The sequence below is a fragment of the Streptomyces sp. NBC_00210 genome, from assembly GCF_045160975.1.
Taxonomy (GTDB): Bacteria; Actinomycetota; Actinomycetes; order Streptomycetales; family Streptomycetaceae; genus Streptomyces.
This window is the reverse complement of the sequence record NZ_CP108120.1, coordinates 6,598,340-6,614,740: the sequence shown is the minus strand read 5'-3', so window position 1 is coordinate 6,614,740 and position 16,401 is coordinate 6,598,340. Positions and strand designations below refer to the sequence as shown.

The following is a 16,401-nucleotide window of genomic DNA, read 5'->3' as shown; positions in this document are numbered from 1 at the left end:
AACTTCCCCTCGGCCGCAGGAATCAGTCAAGCAACAGCCAAAGATTCCCGTCACTCTTGCAGCACGGCCCACACGCGCGCTTCACTGTCGGCCACCCCACAGGAGAACCCCCGTCCCGCGACACGAAGGGTCTCCCCTTGACTGCCGTACCCGTACGCCTGAGTGCCGCCACCGCGGCAGCCTGCGCGCTCGTCCTCAGTGCGGCTCTGCCGTCCTCAGCGATCAACTCGTACAACGCCACGCCCGCGCCGGAACGCACCGAGGTCGGCGCCCTCGTGGCCACCTGGGACAACGACGACAACCCCGCCACCCCCGACCGGGTCGACTGGGTCTGCTCCGGCACCATGATCGACGCGGACACCTTCCTGACCGCCGCGCACTGCACCACCGACTGGCCGGCGAACGTGAAGTTCTACGTCTCCCTCGACCAGGACGTGCAAGCGGGCCTCGACAGGGCCGCCGCCGAACACCCCGGCGACCCGGCGGCCGTGGCGAGGGCCGTCGCCGTCCAGGGCACCGCCCACAGCCACCCCGACTACCCGGGCCCCGCCTCGGACGGTCACGACATCTCGGTCATCGAACTGCCGGCCGCCCAGGTCAAGGCCCGCTGGACCTTCACCCCGGCCACTCTCCCCAAGGCCGGAGCGCTCGACGCGCTGGGCCCGCAGGGACTGAACGACACTCCGTTCTTCGTCGCAGGGTACGGAACCCAGGAAGCCGCACGCGGCCCCGGCGGCCAGACCCACCCCGGCGGCGGCGTCCGAATGAAGGCCCCCGTCAGCTTCGACGCCCTCAACAAGGCCTGGGTGCGCCTGGCCATGACCGCCCCGCAGGGCAACGGCGGGGCCTGCTACGGCGACTCCGGCGGCCCCAACTTCGCCACCCTGGCCGGCAAGCGCACCCTGGTCGCCACCACCATCACGGGCGACGGCCCGTGCTACGCCACGAACGTCTCCTACCGCCTGGACGCCCCCGGCGCCCGCGCGTTCCTCTCCCCCTTCGCGAAGCTGCCGTAGCCCGTTTCGCCAAGCTGCCGTGGCCCGATTCGCGGAGCAGCTGCAGCCCGATTCGCCGAGCTTCCGCAGCCCGCGCCGCCCTCCCGCGGTGGGTGCCGCCGGACCGCACGTCCGGCGGCACCAAGCGCACCATTGCCCTCTCCCGTCACCCCCGCTAGCGTCGCGGCATGGGGTCCCGACCGCCACGCCGAGCAAGGCACTTTGCGGTGCCCGCCGCCCTGCTGCTGGCCGTCCTCACCGGCTGCGGGGGCGGTCCCGCCGAATCCGCCGCACCGGCTCCGCGCGTCACCTCACCGAAGGAACTGTGCGAACGGCTGATCTCCCACTGGGCGCGGGTCGTCCTCCACGGCGGGAAGCAGGCCAACCTCGACTACCAGGCCATGGGTCTGTCCGGCGGACAGAACCAGATCCTGCTGGACGTGGTGGCCGCCGCCCGCACCGAACAGAAGCGCCTGGGGGCGGACGCCGCAGGGAAGCTGATCGACAGTCAGGCCACAGTCCGGTGCACTGAGCGCTACCGCAGCGGGACTCCGACCGGAGGCCCCTGGCAATGAGCGGAGTCGGCCCGGTCGAGCCGGGCGAGGGCACCTACGCGCCGGACGACGCACCCCCTCCCCGCGCGGCACGGCCGCGGCAGAGCCGAGCCGCCGACTTCGCCGCGCGTCATCGCCCCGCGGTCATCGCCGCCACCTCGGCGGCCGTCCTCGCCACAGGCGCGTCGTACCTCTACGTGACCCGGCCGACGCCGCCTCCGCCGCCCCCGACGCCTTGGCCTGCGCAGGCGGTCGCGCTGGCCTACGAGGCACCCGCCCGGCCGGTCGCCGGACACGACTCGTTCGATTTCACCATCACGGTCACCACCACCTCCGGACCACCGGTCACGATCGAGCGGATCACCCAGACCTCGGAGGGCCTGCGGGTCTCCACCAGGCCCGCAGCGCCGTTCACCGTGAGTACCGAAGGGCCACGCAAAGTACTCGTCATCGTTCAGGTGTCGGATTGCGAAAAGGTGGCACGGAATGCCGGTCTCCCTTTCCTCGACGTAACACTGCGTAATGCGCGAGCAATGCAAGAGCAGAGTTACATTCTGGGCGATCGGTATGCCCGAGACCTGGCCAGAGCGGTTGGCACTGCGTGCCCCGAAGATCAAATGTCAGGACTCAAACCGCCGGACGGTCCTGCACGTTCTCAGCATGCGGACAAGACGAACCGACCGGAATTCCCCCGTTCCACCCGCGAAACTCCGCTATGCAGTACGCCGCGGCATAACAAGAGCGTCACATCCTTGGCCAGACCACTCCACCTCCCCCAATACCGCGCTTAGAGTCACGCCCAGTCACCGCGCCGCCGGATTACCTTCAGTTCGGTTCCAGCGCTCGACTCGGTACGTCCCATGGGGGGCGGCCGTGCCAGGTGAAAGGACTGATCGTGCGTCAACGTTCGCTCATAGCCATGACGGCTGCGCTCACCGCGGGAGCCCTTGCGCTCACCGCCTGTGGCTCTCGCGACGACAGCAAAAGTGGGGCCGAGGGCGGCGGTACCACGGTCGTCATCGGCATCGACGCCCCGCTGACCGGTGAGCTCTCCGCTCTGGGTCTCGGCATCAAGAACTCCGTCGACCTCGCGGCCAAGCAGGCCAACGCGAAGAAGTACGTCAACGGCATCACCTTCAAGGTCGAGGCCTTCGACGACCAGGCCCAGCCGTCCTCCGGACAGCAGAACGCCACCAAGTTCGTCGCCAACAAGGACGTCCTCGGTGTCGTCGGCCCGCTGAACTCCTCGGTCGCCGAGTCCATGCAGAAGGTCTTCGACGACGCCAAGCTGGCTCAGGTCTCCCCCGCCAACACCAACCCGGCCCTGACCCAGGGACCGAAGTGGAACAGCGGCGAGAAGGCCCGCCCCTACAAGTCGTACTTCCGCACCGCGACCACGGACGCCATCCAGGGCCCGTTCGCCGCGCAGTACCTCTTCAACGACGCCAAGAAGAAGAACGTCTTCATCATCGATGACAAGAAGACGTACGGTGCCGGCCTCGCCGCCACCTTCAAGGCGGAGTTCGAGAAGCTCGGCGGCAAGGTCGCCGGCACCGAGCACGTGAACCCTGACACCAAGGACTTCGCGGCCGTCGTCACCCAGATCAAGAGCTCCAAGGCCGACGTCGTCTACTACGGCGGCGAGTACCCGGTCGCGGGCCCGCTCAGCAAGCAGATCAAGAAGTCCGGCGCCGCGATCCCGCTCGTCGGCGGCGACGGCATCTACAGCGCCGACTTCATCAAGCTCTCGGGCAAGGAGGGCGTGGGCGACCTCGCCACCTCGGTCGGTGCGCCGGTCGAGACGCTCCCCTCGGCCAAGGACTTCGTGGCCAACTACAAGGCCGGCGGCTACAAGGAGGCCTACGAGGCCTACGGCGGCTACTCGTACGACTCTGCCTGGTCGATCATCGAGGCCGTGAAGAAGGTCGTCGAGGGCAACGACGGCAAGCTTCCCTCCGATGCCCGCGCCAAGGTCATCGAGGCCCTGCAGGGTGTCTCCTTCGACGGAGTGACCGGCAAGGTCTCCTTCGACGAGTTCGGCGACGCCACCAACAAGCAGCTCACCGTCTACAAGTACGAGGGCGCTGCCTGGAAGGCCGTCAAGTCCGGCACGTTCGCCGGCTGATCCTCACTCCGTAACACCTCACAAGCCGCGCGGGGCGCCGCAGAACCAGCGCCCCGCGCGGTGTCACATCCGTCGAAAGACTCGGAGGACCTGCGGTGCACGAACTGCCGCAACAGCTGGTCAACGGCCTGCTACTGGGATCCATGTACGGGCTCGTCGCCATCGGCTACACGATGGTTTATGGCATTGTCCAGCTCATCAACTTCGCCCATGGCGAGATCTTCATGACCGGAGGGTTCGGGGCCCTCACGGTCTGGCTCATCCTTCCCACCGGCACCACCATGTGGCTTGCCCTGCCACTCATGCTCATCGGCGCGATCATCGTCGCCACCACCATCGCGGTCGGGGCGGAACGCTTCGCCTACCGACCGCTGCGCACCGCACCCCGCCTCGCACCACTCATCACCGCCATCGGCCTCTCGCTGGCTCTCCAGCAGGCGGTGTGGGCCTGGTACCCCGAGGCGAAGTCCTCCCGTACCTTCCCCGAAATCCCAGGTGGCCCCTTCCACCTCGGCAGCATCACCATCCAGACCGGTGACATCTTCCTGCTGATCGCCGCTCCCATCTGCATGGCGATCCTCGCGTTCTTCGTCATGAAGACCCGCACCGGACGCGGTATGCAGGCCACCGCCCAGGATCCGGACACGGCCAAGCTCATGGGCATCAACACCGACCGCATCATCGTGGTCGCGTTCGCCCTCGGCGCCGCTTTCGCGGCCGTCGGAGCCGTCGCGTACGGCCTCAAGTACGGCGAAGTGAACTTCCGCATGGGCTTCATCCTCGGCCTCAAGGCGTTCACCGCAGCCGTCCTCGGCGGAATCGGCAACATCTACGGCGCCATGCTGGGCGGTCTCGCCCTGGGCATCGCCGAAACCATGGCCACGGCCTACATCAACGACATCCCCGGCATGCAGCAGCTCGGCGGCCAGTCCTGGGCCGACGTCTGGGCCTTCGTACTTCTCATCGTCGTGCTCCTCGTCAGGCCACAGGGCCTCCTCGGCGAGCGCGTCGCGGACAGGGCGTGACACCGATGACGACACAGACCACCACCGCGGAAACCCCGCGGACCCCGGCCGACAGCGCACAGTCGGGCCTCATCGCCCTCCCGCCGACCATCGCGCGAGCGGTCGCAACCGGCGGCGGCGCCCTCACCGTCATCTCGGCGTTCACCGCCTGGACCTGGACGGCCGCCTTCCCGGGCGACCTCACCGTCTACGGCTACCCCGGCGGACTCCAGTGGCTCGTCCTCATCGCGGGCGCCCTGACCACCCTGTTCGGACTCTCCTCGTACGGGGTCAAGGGCCTGAAGTGGCTCACCCCCGCCGGTGCCGACAGCTCCATCAGGCTCTCCGCACTCGGCGCCTTCGCCACCACCTGGTTCACCCTGATCGCGATCAGCTACCAGCTCGGCGGCCTCGCCAACCTCGAGCCCGGCGGCTTCGTCGCGGGAATCGCCACCCTGGCCGCTCTCATCGGCGCCCTCGGACTCCCCTTCGAGCGCCCCGCGCCCGACCCGGTGGACCCCGATGACTCCGGCTGGGACCAGTTCCGGCACAACGCCCGCGCCTCCTTCACCACGTTCAAGGCGGCCTTCGCCAGCGGCACCGCGGCACCCGCCCGCAAGCTGCCCTCGTACGTCGAGATCCTGATCATCGTCGCAGCGCTCAGCTTCGGCCTGGTCGTCTTCACGTACGGCATCGGCACCGAGTACGACGAGCTCTTCATCGGCTTCCTCATCACCGCCGGTTTCGGGTTCGGCGCGCTCTTCAAGGCCGGACTGGTCGGACGGGTGTCCGCGATCACCGCGAAGCACCGCAACGTGACGATGGCCGGCGCGTTCGCCGCCGCCGCCGCGTTCCCCTTCACCCAGTCCGACGACCAGTACGCGACCATCGGCGTCTACATCCTGATCTTCGCCACCGTCGCCCTCGGTCTGAACATCGTCGTCGGCCTCGCCGGACTCCTCGACCTCGGTTACGTCGCCTTCCTCGGCGTCGGCGCGTACGCCGCGGCCATGGTCTCCGGATCGCCGTCCTCGCCGTTCGACGTCCACTTCCCCTTCTGGGGAGCGGTCCTCGTCGGCGCCACCGCGTCCATGGTCTTCGGTGTCCTCATCGGCGCCCCGACCCTTCGACTGCGCGGCGACTACCTCGCGATCGTGACGCTCGGCTTCGGTGAGATCTTCCGGATCACCGTCAACAACCTCGACGGCACCTCCGGCCCCGACATCACCAACGGGTCCAACGGCATCTCGTCGATCCCGAACCTGCAGATGTTCGGCTTCGACTTCGGACTCGAGCACAGCCTCTTCGGCGTCACCATCGGCCGGTTCGCGAACTACTTCTTCCTGATGCTGCTGATCACCCTGATCGTCGTGGTGGTCTTCCGCCGCAGCGGTGACTCCCGCATCGGCCGCGCCTGGATCGCGATCCGCGAGGACGAGACCGCGGCGCTCGCCATGGGCATCAACGGCTTCCGGGTCAAGCTCATCGCGTTCGCCCTCGGTGCGACTCTCGCCGGCCTCGCCGGCACGGTCCAGGCCCACGTCACCTACACCGTGACGCCGGAGCAGTACCAGTTCGCCCACGTGGTCCCGCCGAACTCGGCGTTCCTGCTGGCCGCGGTCGTCCTCGGCGGCATGGGCACCATCAGCGGACCGCTCGTCGGCGCCGCGCTGCTCTACCTGATCCCGGCCAAGCTGCAGTTCCTCGGCGACTACCAGCTCCTCGCCTTCGGCCTCGCGCTCGTACTCCTGATGCGCTTCAGGCCCGAGGGACTCATCCCCAACCGGCGCCGCCAGCTCGAGTTCCACGAATCCGCGGAAGCGCCCGCAGTCCTCAGCAAGACAGGGGCCTGATCCATGACCACCGACACCACCACGAAGGACACCGCCCCGGCCACGGCGCCCGGCGAGACGGTCCTCGACGCCCGCGGCGTCACCATGCGGTTCGGCGGCCTCACCGCCGTACGCTCGGTCGACCTCACCGTCAACAGCGGCGAGATCGTCGGCCTCATCGGCCCCAACGGCGCGGGGAAGACCACCTTCTTCAACTGCCTCACCGGTCTCTACATCCCCACCGAGGGCGAGGTCCGCTACAAGGGCACCGTCCTCCCCGCCAAGTCCTTCAAGGTCACGGCGGCGGGCGTCGCGCGCACCTTCCAGAACATCCGCCTCTTCGGCAACATGACCGTCCTGGAGAATGTGCTCGTCGGCCGCCACACCCGTACCAAGGAAGGCCTCTGGTCCGCCCTCCTGCGCGGCCCCGGCTTCCACAAGGCCGAGGCCAAGTCCCGGGCACGGGCCATGGAACTCCTCGAGTTCATCGGCCTCGCCGGCAAGGCCGAGCACCTCGCCCGCAACCTCCCCTACGGCGAGCAGCGCAAGCTCGAGATCGCGCGCGCCCTGGCGAGCGACCCGGGTCTGCTCCTCCTGGACGAGCCGACGGCCGGCATGAACCCGCAGGAGACCCGGGCCACCGAGGAACTCGTCTTCGCCATCCGGGACATGGGCATCGCCGTCCTCGTCATCGAGCACGACATGCGCTTCATCTTCAACCTGTGCGACCGCGTCGCGGTGCTCGTCCAGGGCGAGAAGCTCGTCGAGGGCGACAGCGAAACCGTCCAGGGAGACGAGCGAGTCGTCGCGGCCTACCTCGGCGAACCCTTCGAAGGCGCCCCCGGCGACGAAGAAGTCGCGGAAGTAGTGGCGGCAGAAACCGGCGCAGCGGAGTCCACCGGACCCGCCGAGTCCGCCAGCAAGGAGAACGACTGATGACCGCACTTCTCGAAGTCGAGGACCTGCGCGTCGCCTACGGCAAGATCGAGGCCGTCAAGGGCATCTCGTTCAGCGTCGAGGCCGGCGAGGTCGTCACCCTGATTGGCACCAACGGCGCCGGCAAGACCACCACGCTGCGCACCCTCTCGGGCCTTCTCAAGCCCGTCGGCGGCCAGATCAAGTTCAACGGCAAGTCGCTCAAGAAGGTACCGGCCCACCAGATCGTCTCGCTCGGTCTCGCCCACTCCCCCGAGGGGCGGCACATCTTCCCGCGCATGACGATCGAGGACAACCTGCGGCTGGGCGCCTTCCTCCGCAGCGACAAGGCCGGGATCGAGAAGGACATCCAGCGCGCCTACGACCTCTTCCCCATCCTGGGTGAGCGGCGCAAGCAGGCCGCCGGCACGCTCTCCGGCGGCGAGCAGCAGATGCTCGCCATGGGGCGCGCGCTCATGTCCCAGCCCAAGCTGCTCATGCTCGACGAGCCCTCCATGGGTCTCTCGCCGATCATGATGCAGAAGATCATGGCGACGATCGTAGAGCTCAAGGCCCAGGGCACCACCATTCTGCTCGTCGAGCAGAACGCCCAGGCCGCGCTCTCGCTCGCTGACCAGGGCCATGTCATGGAGATCGGCAACATCGTGCTCTCGGGCACGGGCCAGGACCTGCTCCACGACGACTCGGTCCGCAAGGCGTATCTCGGCGAGGACTGAGCCGTACGTATACGGAGAGGCCCGCACCCCGAGCTCGGGGTGCGGGCCTCTTTGTATGTACTGCTGACATGGCCTGCTGAATGCGCTACTCGCCCTTAGCGGCCTTCTTCTCCTCGGCGTCCTCGATGACCGCTTCGGCCACCTGCTGCATCGACAGCCGCCGGTCCATAGACGTCTTCTGGATCCAGCGGAACGCGTTCGGCTCGGTGAGCCCGTACTGCGTCTGCAGAATGCTCTTCGCGCGGTCCACCAGCTTGCGCGTCTCCAGCCGCTGCGAGAGGTCCGCGACCTCCTTCTCCAGCGCCTTGAGCTCGGTGAAGCGGGAGACGGCCATCTCGATGGCGGGCACCACATCGCTCTTGCTGAACGGCTTCACCAGATAGGCCATGGCTCCGGCGTCCCGGGCCCGCTCGACGAGATCGCGCTGCGAGAACGCGGTCAGCATCAGAACGGGGGCGATGGACTCCTCGGCGATCTTCTCGGCCGCGGAGATCCCGTCCAGGACGGGCATCTTCACATCGAGGATGACCAGGTCGGGCCGGTGCTCCCGGGCGAGCTCGACGGCCCGCTGGCCGTCTCCGGCCTCACCGACGACCGCGTACCCCTCTTCCTCCAGCATCTCTTTGAGGTCGAGCCTGATGAGGGCCTCGTCCTCGGCGATCACCACGCGGGTCGTCAGCGGAGGGACGTGCGACTTGTCGTCATCGGCGGTGGGCTGGGGCGACTCGGGGGCGGTCACGGGACTCCTCATTCCAAGGCAGGGTGCTCCCCATGAGCCTACCCAGCTCCTGTATGGTTGGGACACGAAGGGTCTTCGCCATCCTTTGTTTCCAAGGGCGCCCCGGTAGCCCAGCGGTAGAGGCAATGGTCTCAAACACCATCCAGCGTGGGTTCGAATCCCACCCGGGGTACTTTCCCTCGTTTTCCAAGGTCACGACTGAGGCCCCTCCGAAGGGGGGCCTCACGGCGTTTACTTGGGGCTGTCGTCCTCGCCGATGTGATGCACCCGCACCAGGTTCGTGGAGCCTGGTACTCCGGGCGGGGAGCCGGCCGTGATCACCACGATGTCGCCCTTCTCGCAGCGGCCGATCTTCAGCAGCTCCTCGTCGACCTGGGCGACCATCGCGTCGGTGGATTCGACGCTCGGGCCGAGGAAGGTCTCCACTCCCCAGGTGAGGTTCAGTTGGGAGCGGGTGGCCGGGTCCGGCGTGAAGGCCAGCAGCGGGATCGGCGAGCGGTAGCGGGACAGGCGCCTGACGGTATCGCCGGACTGGGTGAAGGCGACCAGGAACTTCGCGCCCAGGAAGTCACCCATCTCCGCCGCCGCACGGGCCACGGCGCCGCCCTGCGTACGGGGCTTGTTCCGCTCGGTCAGTGGCGGCAGGCCCTTGGCGAGCACGTCCTCCTCGGCCGCCTCGACAATGCGGCCCATCGTCCGCACCGTCTCGATGGGGTACTTTCCGACGCTCGTCTCGCCCGAGAGCATCACGGCGTCGGTGCCGTCGATCACGGCGTTGGCGACATCGGACGCCTCGGCGCGCGTGGGGCGGGAGTTGTCGATCATCGAGTCGAGCATCTGGGTCGCGACGATCACCGGCTTGGCGTTGCGCTTGGCGAGCTTGATCGCGCGCTTCTGGACGATCGGCACCTGCTCGAGGGGCATCTCGACGCCGAGGTCACCGCGGGCGACCATGATCCCGTCGAAGGCGGCCACGATGTCGTCGATGTTCTCGACGGCCTGCGGCTTCTCGATCTTGGCGATGACCGGGAGGCGGCGGTTCTCCTCGGCCATGATCCGGTGGACGTCCTCGATGTCGCGTCCGCTGCGTACGAAGGAGAGCGCGATGATGTCCGCGCCGATGCGCAGCGCCCAGCGGAGGTCTTCGATGTCCTTCTCGGAGAGAGCTGGCACCGAGACGGCGACCCCGGGGAGGTTCAGTCCTTTGTGGTCGGAGACCATGCCGCCTTCGACGACGAGGGTGTGGACGCGGGGGCCGTCGACCGAGGTCACTTCGAGGGCGACCTTGCCGTCGTCGACGAGGATGCGCTCACCGGGAGTGACATCGTCGGCCAGGCCCGGGTAGGTGGTGCCGCAGATCTCGCGGTCGCCCTCGATCTCCTCGACGGTGATGGTGAATTCATCGCCGCGTTCAAGGAGTACGGGGCCTTCGCGGAAGCGTCCCATACGAATCTTCGGGCCTTGAAGGTCGGCGAGGACGCCGACGCTGCGGCCCGTTTCGTCGGAGGCTTTGCGTACGCGCTGATAGCGCTCCTCGTGCTCGGCGTAGGTGCCGTGGCTGAGGTTGAAGCGGGCGACGTCCATTCCGGCCTCGACCAATGCCTTGATCTGGTCGTATGTGTCGGTGGCGGGCCCCAGAGTACAGACGATCTTTGCTCGGCGCATAGTTCGAGCCTAGGCCTTACCGGCCAGTAGAGAATTGGTCCCGGATGACTACTCAACAACCTTTGCGTGAAGGGTTATTGACAAGTGTTGAATTGGGCGCGGGGGTGCTCCGATGAGCATTTCCGGCCGTTCGGCGCTCCCTGACTAGAGCTTCGGCGGCGTCATCGTAAAGCGGGCGTTGACCTGCGCGTACACAGTCTGTCGCTGCGGCTCCAGGTCAAGGGCCGGGGCCATTTCGGCGGACTCGTCGGATCCGTATGCGGCCATCCTCATGCCGCCGGGGGCGGGCGGCATTCCATATGCAACGGCGTTCTCGGCGCCGAGGTCGGCGAGCTCCACCAGTGCGGCCAGTCGCGCGCCGAGGGCCTCGGCGTATTCGCGGGCCCGCTGGACCGCTTCCTTCACCGCTTGGCGGCGCGCCTCGCCGTGGGCCGGCGAGTCCGGGCGCAGCGCCCACCAGGGGCCGTCCACCCGGGTGAGTTCGAGGTCCGCGAGGCGGGTGGTGAGCTCGCCGAGCGCGGTGAAGTCGCCGAGCTCGGCGGTGATGTGGACGCGGCCGTAGTAGGCGCGGACGCGTTCGCCGCGGCCGTGCCGGGTGAGCTCGGGGGTGATGGAGAAGGCGCCGGTCTCCAGTTTCTCCACCGATTCGCCGTACGACTTGATCAGGTCCAGGACGCCTGAGTTGCGCCGGGTGAGGTCCTCGAGCGCGCTGCGCCGGTCCGTGCCGCGCGCGCTGACCGTGACACCGATCCTGGCGATCTCCGGGTCGAACTCCAGGCGTGCCTCGCCGCGCACGGCGACCCGCGGCGTCTCGGGGGTGCCGTACGGCGCGGCGGTGGCGGGTGCGTCGGTGGTCACGGGAGGCTCCCTCTGTACTGCGTGGTCGTACCGGCGGACGTAATGGACACCTTTGCATCCCTCGCGGGACAACCGGCAGACATCAGATAGAAACCCGCGAGGGCTGTTGTTGATTGGTACTCCTGAGACAGAATCTACGCGCGTTGTGCACGGCGCGCAGCACCGAAACGAGGGAGACGAAATGCCGCTGAACCGTAGGACGTTCCTGGAGCGGTCGGCCGCCGCCGGGGCCGGTGTGGCCATCGTCGGCAGCGCCGCGCTGCCGGCCGAAGCCGCAGAGGCCACCGAGCAGGACCACGGCCGGGGACGTCCGCCGAAGCGGTACTCCTTCACCGTCATGGGCACCACCGATCTGCACGGCAATGTCTTCAACTGGGACTACTTCACGGACAAGGAGTTCGACGACAAGGCGCACAACGACGTGGGCCTGGCGAAGATCTCCACGCTGGTGGAGAAGATCCGGGCGCAGAGGGGCCGGCGCAACACGCTGCTCATCGACGCCGGTGACACCATCCAGGGCACCCAGCTCTCGTACTACTACGCCAAGGTCGACCCGATCACGGCCGAGCGCGGCCCGGTGCACCCCATGGCCCAGGCCATGAACGCCATCGGATACGACGCGGCGGCGCTCGGCAACCACGAGTTCAACTACGGCATCCCGGTGCTGCGCAAGTTCCAGCAGCAGTGCCGCTTCCCGCTGCTCGGCGCGAACGCGCTGGACGCCAGGACGCTCCGCCCGGCCTTCCCGCCGTACAGCATCCACCGGCTGTGCACCCCGCACGGCCGTGACGTCAAGGTCGCGGTCCTGGGCCTGACCAACCCCGGCATCGCGATCTGGGACAAGGCCAACGTCCAGGGCAAGATGGTCTTCCCCGGTCTGGAGGAGCAGGCCGCGAAGTGGGTGCCGAAGCTGCGCTCCATGGGCGCGGACGTCGTGATCGTCTCTGCCCACTCGGGTTCCAGCGGCACGTCCTCGTACGGCGACCAGCTCCCGTACATCGAGAACGCCGCCGCTCTGGTCGCCGAGCAGGTGCCCGGCATCGACGCGATACTCGTCGGCCACGCGCACACCGAAATCGCCGAGTACTTCGTCGCCAACAAGGAGACCGGCCAGAAGGTCGTGCTCTCCGAGCCGCTCAAGTGGGGCCAGCGGCTGACCCTGTTCGACTTCGAACTGGTCTGGCAGAAGGGCCGCTGGACAGTCGAGACTGTCGGCGCGCAGGTCCTCAACTCCAACACGGCCGACGAGGACCCGAAGATCGCCAAGCTGCTCGGCGACGAGCACACGAAGGTCGTGGCCTACGTCAACCAGATCATCGGCACCTCCACCGCCGCGATGACCACGGCCGATGCGCCGTGGAAGGACGAGCCGATCATCGATCTGATCAGCCACGTCCAGGCGGAGACGGTGAAGGCGGCGCTGGCCGGCGGCCAGTACGCGGCACTGCCCGTCCTCTCGCAGGCCTCCTGTTTCTCGCGCACCGCGGCGATCCCGGCGGGGCAGGTGACCATCAGGGACGCGGCCGGTCTCTATGTCTTCGAGAACACCCTGGAGGCGCGGCTGCTGACCGGCGCGCAGATCAAGGACTATCTGGAGTTCTCGGCGCGGTATTACGTCCAGACGCCGGCGGGCGGCCCCGTCGACACCGCCAAGCTGACCAACGCCGACAACACCCCGGACTACAACTACGACGCGATCTCGGGTCTGACGTACGAGATCGACATCGCCAAGCCGGCCGGTGCACGGATCGCGAAGCTGTCCTTCGACGGCAAGCCGGTCGACCCGGCGGCGCAGTTCGTGCTGGCCGTCAACAACTACCGGGCCGCCGGTGGCGGGAACTTCCCGCATGTCGCCAAGGCCCAGCAGCTGTGGGCCAATTCGGAGGAGATCCGGAACACGATCATCAACTGGGTGAAGGCGAAGGGCTCGGTCGACCCGGCGCAGTTCGCGACGGTGGGCTGGAAGCTGACCCGGGACGGTACGCCGGTCTTCTGATCAGGACTGTTCCACCAATGGCAGCAGGCCCGCCGGCACCCGTGCCGGGCGGGCCTGTTCGCGGTCCAGGCCGAAGCTGGTGAAGGCGGTGCGGCGCGGCAGCGGATAGGGCTCCTTGCCGGTCAGGGAGTTGAGGATGCCGGCGCTGCGCCACGCCGCGAGCCCGAGGTCGGGCACGCCCACACCGTGCGTATGGTGCTCCGCGTTCTGTACGTACACCGAGCCGCGCACCGATTCGTCGAGACACAGCCGGAACTGGTCGTCGATGAGCGGCCGTCCGGCCGAGTCCCAGCGCATGTACCTGTCGAGGCCGACGAGCATCCGGTCCACCGGGCGCTCCCGGTAGCCGGTGGCCAGGACCACGGCGTCGGTGGTGAGCCGGGAGCGGCTGCCCTGCTGGGTGTGCTCCAGGTGGAGCTCGATCTTGGTGGTGCCGACCCGGCCCGCGGTGCGGACGGTGACGCCGGGGGCGAGGACGGCGTCGGGCCAGCCGCCGTGCAGCGTACGGCGGTAGAGCTCGTCGTGGATCGCCGCGATGGTGTCGGCGTCGATGCCCTTGTGGAGCTGCCACTGGCGCGGGACGAGGCCGTTGCGCGTCTGTTCGGGCAGCGCGTGGAAGTAGCGCATGTAGTCGGGGGTGAAGTGCTCCAGGCCGAGCTTGGAGTACTCCATCGGCGCGAACGCCTCCGAACGGCCCAGCCAGTGAAGCTTCTCGCTCCCCGCGGGGCGGGCCCGCAGCAGGTCGAGGAAGACCTCCGCGCCCGACTGCCCGGAGCCGATGATCGTGATGCGCTCGGCGGCCAGTAGCCGTTCGCGGTGGTGGAGATAGTCCGCGGAGTGGATGACCGGGACGGTGACGGCGTCGGCGAGCGGTTTGAGCGGCTCGGGGACGTACGGCTCGGTGCCGACGCCGAGCGCGATGTTCCGGGTGTATGCGCGGCCCAGGGCCTCGACCTCGCCCTCGGCGTCGAGCTGGGTGAAGTCGACCTCGAACAGGGCGCGTTCGGGGTTCCAGCGGACGGCGTCGACCTGGTGGCCGAAGTACAGACCGGGCAGCTTGTCGCTGACCCAGCGGCAGTAGGCGTCGTACTCGGCACGGTGGATGTGGAACTTCTCGGCGAAGTAGAAGGGGAAGAGCCGCTCCTGGGAGCGCAGATAGTTGAGGAAGGTCCAGGGGCTGGCCGGGTCGGCGAGGGTCACCAGGTCCGCGAGGAAGGGGACCTGGATCGTCGAACCCTCGATCAGCAGGCCGGGATGCCAGGCGAAGGCGGGCCGCTGCTCGTAGAAGGCGGTGGCGAGTCCGCCCGGGACGCCGTGCGCGAGAGCGGCGAGGGAGAGGTTGACCGGCCCGATGCCGACGCCCACGAGGTCATGGGGCTGGGAGTCCCCCCACCCCCCCAGGGCGTAGGGGGTGGGTTCGGTTGCAGGCGTTCCGGTCATCGGGGGGTGCTGCCTTCCACGAGTTCGATCAGGGCTTCCAGGTCGCCCAGGGTGGCGTGCGGGTTGAGCAGGGTGGCCTTGAGCCAGAGCCGGCCCTCCGCGCGGGCCCGGCCGAGAACGGCGCGGCCCTCGGCGAGGAGGGTGCGGCGGATGGCGGCGGTCTGCTCGTCGGTGGCCGCGGCGGGGCGGAACAGGACGGTGGGGAGGGTGGGCCGCTCGTACAGCTCCAGGCGGGGGTGCTGCTCGATCAGGCCGGCGAACTGGTGGGCGGCGGCGCAGCTGCGGTCGATCAGCGCGGCGAGACCTGTGCGGCCCAGGGCCCGGAGGGTGACGGCGACCTTGAGGATGTCGGGGCGGCGGGTCGTACGCAGGGAGCGGCCCAGCAGGTCGGGCAGGCCTGCCTCGGTGTCGTCGTCGGCGTTGAGGTAGTCGGCGCTGACGGCGAGGGGGGCGAGGCGGACCCGGTCCGGTACGGCGAGCAGGCCGGCCGCGACCGGTTGCCAGCCCAGTTTGTGCAGGTCGAGGGTGACGGAGTGGGCGCGCTGCAGGCCCGCGAGCTTGCCACCGTGTTCTTCGCTGAACACGAGCGGTCCGCCGTAGGCGGCATCCACATGGAGCTCGGCGCCGTGACGGTCGCAGAGGTCGGCGATCTCGGGGAGCGGATCGATTCGTCCCGTGTCGGTGGTGCCGGCGGTGGCGGCGACGAGGAGCGGGCCGGTCACCTCCGTGAGCGCTTCGTCCAGCGCGACGAGGTCGAGAACGCCGGAGGGGGTGGGTACGGTCACCGGCTCGGGCAGGCCGAGCAGCCAGGCCGCGCGGTGTACGGAGTGGTGGGCGGCGGCCCCGCAGATCACCTGGACCGCGCCGTGGCGTTCGCGGGCGAGCAGCAGGCCGAGCTGGTTGGACTCGGTGCCGCCGGTGGTGACCAGGGCGTCGGGGTCGGGCCCGTGCGGATAGACCTCGGCGGCGAGCGCGCGGCAGACCGCGGCCTCCAGCTCGGACGCGGCCGGGGCCTGGTCCCAGGAGTCCAGCGACGGATTGAGCGCGGAGGCGGCGAGGTCGGCGGCGACGGCGAGCGCGAGGGGCGGGGTGTGAAGATGCGCGGCGCACAGCGGGTCGGCGGGGTCGGCGGCGCCGTGCGCGAGGGTGTGGACGAGGGTGCGCAGGGCGGCTTCGGCGCCGGTGCCGAGGTCGGGGAGCACGGGTTCGGCGGCCTCGCGCACGCGCGCGGCGACGGCGCCGGGGCCGCCCTGCGGGAACGGCCCGCCGCGCGCCGCCGCGCCTGCGCTGAGTGCGTCGAGCACGACGGCGAGCAGCGGCCCCAGGGCGTCGGGGCCTGTGGTCCCTCCGGCGAGGGGCGGGCCTGGCGGCGTACTCATGCGGGTCCTTCGGGTGAGCGCGGGGTGTCGCGTACCTCAACGATCGGAACCCGAAGGTGGTATTGGCGGTGGGGGTGGGCCGCTGCGCGGGGCGTGTTCCCCGACCGCCCCTTCCTGACTGTGACAATTTGCGGCTCCGCCGCGTGGGGGGCTCCGCCCCGG

Annotated in this window: 14 protein-coding genes and 1 tRNA gene; 9 read left to right on the top strand and 6 right to left on the bottom strand. The window is 68.8% G+C overall.

Going from position 1 to position 16,401, the window contains the following annotated elements; translation table 11 throughout:
- The first annotated feature begins 137 nt into the window (after positions 1-137).
- Together OG729_RS29880 and OG729_RS29875 are read left to right on the top strand one after the other, a co-directional pair.
- A complete protein-coding gene (locus tag OG729_RS29880; RefSeq protein ID WP_360873940.1) occupies positions 138-1,016 on the top strand; it encodes a trypsin-like serine protease in 879 nt (292 codons plus the stop codon).
- 206 nt (positions 1,017-1,222) lie between these two features.
- Positions 1,223-1,570, top strand: a complete 348-nt coding sequence (locus tag OG729_RS29875; protein ID WP_405808963.1) for a hypothetical protein — start codon at positions 1,223-1,225, stop codon at positions 1,568-1,570.
- A 241-nt stretch (positions 1,571-1,811) separates the two neighbouring features.
- On the opposite strand, the gene OG729_RS29870 is transcribed toward OG729_RS29875, so the two are convergent.
- Positions 1,812-2,000, bottom strand: a complete 189-nt coding sequence (locus OG729_RS29870) for a hypothetical protein (RefSeq protein WP_360873946.1) — start codon at positions 1,998-2,000, stop codon at positions 1,812-1,814.
- Positions 2,001-2,444: 444 nt separating this feature from the next.
- Here OG729_RS29870 and OG729_RS29865 point away from each other — a divergent pair, with 444 nt between their 5' ends.
- The 5 genes from OG729_RS29865 to OG729_RS29845 all read left to right on the top strand — a co-directional run bounded on the left by OG729_RS29865 (position 2,445) and on the right by OG729_RS29845 (position 8,162).
- Complete coding sequence (locus tag OG729_RS29865) at positions 2,445-3,674, top strand: branched-chain amino acid ABC transporter substrate-binding protein (protein ID WP_360873949.1); 1,230 nt, start codon at positions 2,445-2,447, stop codon at positions 3,672-3,674.
- A gap of 95 nt (positions 3,675-3,769) precedes the next feature.
- A complete protein-coding gene (locus OG729_RS29860) occupies positions 3,770-4,699 on the top strand; it encodes a branched-chain amino acid ABC transporter permease (RefSeq protein ID WP_355832226.1) in 930 nt (309 codons plus the stop codon).
- Positions 4,700-4,704: 5 nt separating this feature from the next.
- Positions 4,705-6,531, top strand: a complete 1,827-nt coding sequence (locus tag OG729_RS29855) for a branched-chain amino acid ABC transporter permease (protein ID WP_405808960.1) — start codon at positions 4,705-4,707, stop codon at positions 6,529-6,531.
- 3 nt (positions 6,532-6,534) lie between these two features.
- Positions 6,535-7,446 carry an ABC transporter ATP-binding protein gene (locus tag OG729_RS29850; protein ID WP_360873956.1) on the top strand — a complete coding sequence of 304 codons (912 nt, stop codon included), beginning with the start codon at positions 6,535-6,537 and terminating at the stop codon, positions 7,444-7,446.
- Entirely contained in the window at positions 7,446-8,162 is a 717-nt protein-coding gene (locus OG729_RS29845; protein WP_405808959.1) for an ABC transporter ATP-binding protein, read from the top strand. Before OG729_RS29850 ends, OG729_RS29845 begins: the two co-directional genes overlap by 1 nt.
- Positions 8,163-8,247: 85 nt before the next feature.
- On the opposite strand, the gene OG729_RS29840 is transcribed toward OG729_RS29845, so the two are convergent.
- The gene (locus OG729_RS29840; protein ID WP_360873962.1) at positions 8,248-8,901 is read right to left on the bottom strand and encodes a response regulator; all 654 of its coding nucleotides are present in this window, start codon (positions 8,899-8,901) and stop codon (positions 8,248-8,250) included.
- Positions 8,902-9,000: 99 nt separating this feature from the next.
- On the opposite strand from OG729_RS29840, the gene OG729_RS29835 reads away from it, so the two are divergent.
- Positions 9,001-9,073 (top strand) — tRNA-Leu (locus tag OG729_RS29835).
- A gap of 59 nt (positions 9,074-9,132) precedes the next feature.
- Here the strand turns inward: OG729_RS29835 and pyk are convergent.
- Both pyk and OG729_RS29825 read right to left on the bottom strand, forming a co-directional pair.
- A complete protein-coding gene (gene pyk / locus OG729_RS29830) occupies positions 9,133-10,566 on the bottom strand; it encodes a pyruvate kinase (RefSeq protein ID WP_405808957.1) in 1,434 nt (477 codons plus the stop codon).
- A gap of 144 nt (positions 10,567-10,710) precedes the next feature.
- Positions 10,711-11,424 carry an SIMPL domain-containing protein gene (locus tag OG729_RS29825; RefSeq protein ID WP_360873967.1) on the bottom strand — a complete coding sequence of 238 codons (714 nt, stop codon included), beginning with the start codon at positions 11,422-11,424 and terminating at the stop codon, positions 10,711-10,713.
- A gap of 181 nt (positions 11,425-11,605) precedes the next feature.
- Between OG729_RS29825 and OG729_RS29820 the strand changes: the two genes are divergently transcribed.
- The gene (locus tag OG729_RS29820; protein ID WP_405808955.1) at positions 11,606-13,420 is read left to right on the top strand and encodes a bifunctional metallophosphatase/5'-nucleotidase; all 1,815 of its coding nucleotides are present in this window, start codon (positions 11,606-11,608) and stop codon (positions 13,418-13,420) included.
- Here the strand turns inward: OG729_RS29820 and OG729_RS29815 are convergent, their stop codons facing one another.
- Positions 13,421-14,860 (bottom strand): SidA/IucD/PvdA family monooxygenase, encoded by a 1,440-nt coding sequence (locus OG729_RS29815; protein WP_360873973.1) that lies wholly within the window; start codon positions 14,858-14,860, stop codon positions 13,421-13,423.
- The gene (locus OG729_RS29810) at positions 14,857-16,239 is read right to left on the bottom strand and encodes a pyridoxal phosphate-dependent decarboxylase family protein (protein WP_405808953.1); all 1,383 of its coding nucleotides are present in this window, start codon (positions 16,237-16,239) and stop codon (positions 14,857-14,859) included. The genes OG729_RS29815 and OG729_RS29810 overlap by 4 nt, the downstream gene beginning before the upstream one ends.
- Between the last annotated feature and the right edge of the window lie 162 nt (positions 16,240-16,401).

Excerpts from the sequence above, each read along its gene's own strand:
- OG729_RS29810 (WP_405808953.1), bottom strand. The coding sequence starts at position 16,239 with ATGAGTACGCCGCCAGGCCCGCCCCTCGCCGGAGGGACCACAGGCCCC.
- pyk (WP_405808957.1), bottom strand. The coding sequence starts at position 10,566 with ATGCGCCGAGCAAAGATCGTCTGTACTCTGGGGCCCGCCACCGACACA.
- OG729_RS29855 (WP_405808960.1), top strand. The coding sequence starts at position 4,705 with ATGACGACACAGACCACCACCGCGGAAACCCCGCGGACCCCGGCCGAC.
- OG729_RS29815 (WP_360873973.1), bottom strand. The coding sequence starts at position 14,860 with ATGACCGGAACGCCTGCAACCGAACCCACCCCCTACGCCCTGGGGGGG.
- OG729_RS29820 (WP_405808955.1), top strand. The coding sequence starts at position 11,606 with ATGCCGCTGAACCGTAGGACGTTCCTGGAGCGGTCGGCCGCCGCCGGG.
- OG729_RS29850 (WP_360873956.1), top strand. The coding sequence starts at position 6,535 with ATGACCACCGACACCACCACGAAGGACACCGCCCCGGCCACGGCGCCC.
- OG729_RS29845 (WP_405808959.1), top strand. The coding sequence starts at position 7,446 with ATGACCGCACTTCTCGAAGTCGAGGACCTGCGCGTCGCCTACGGCAAG.
- OG729_RS29870 (WP_360873946.1), bottom strand. The coding sequence starts at position 2,000 with ATGACGAGTACTTTGCGTGGCCCTTCGGTACTCACGGTGAACGGCGCT.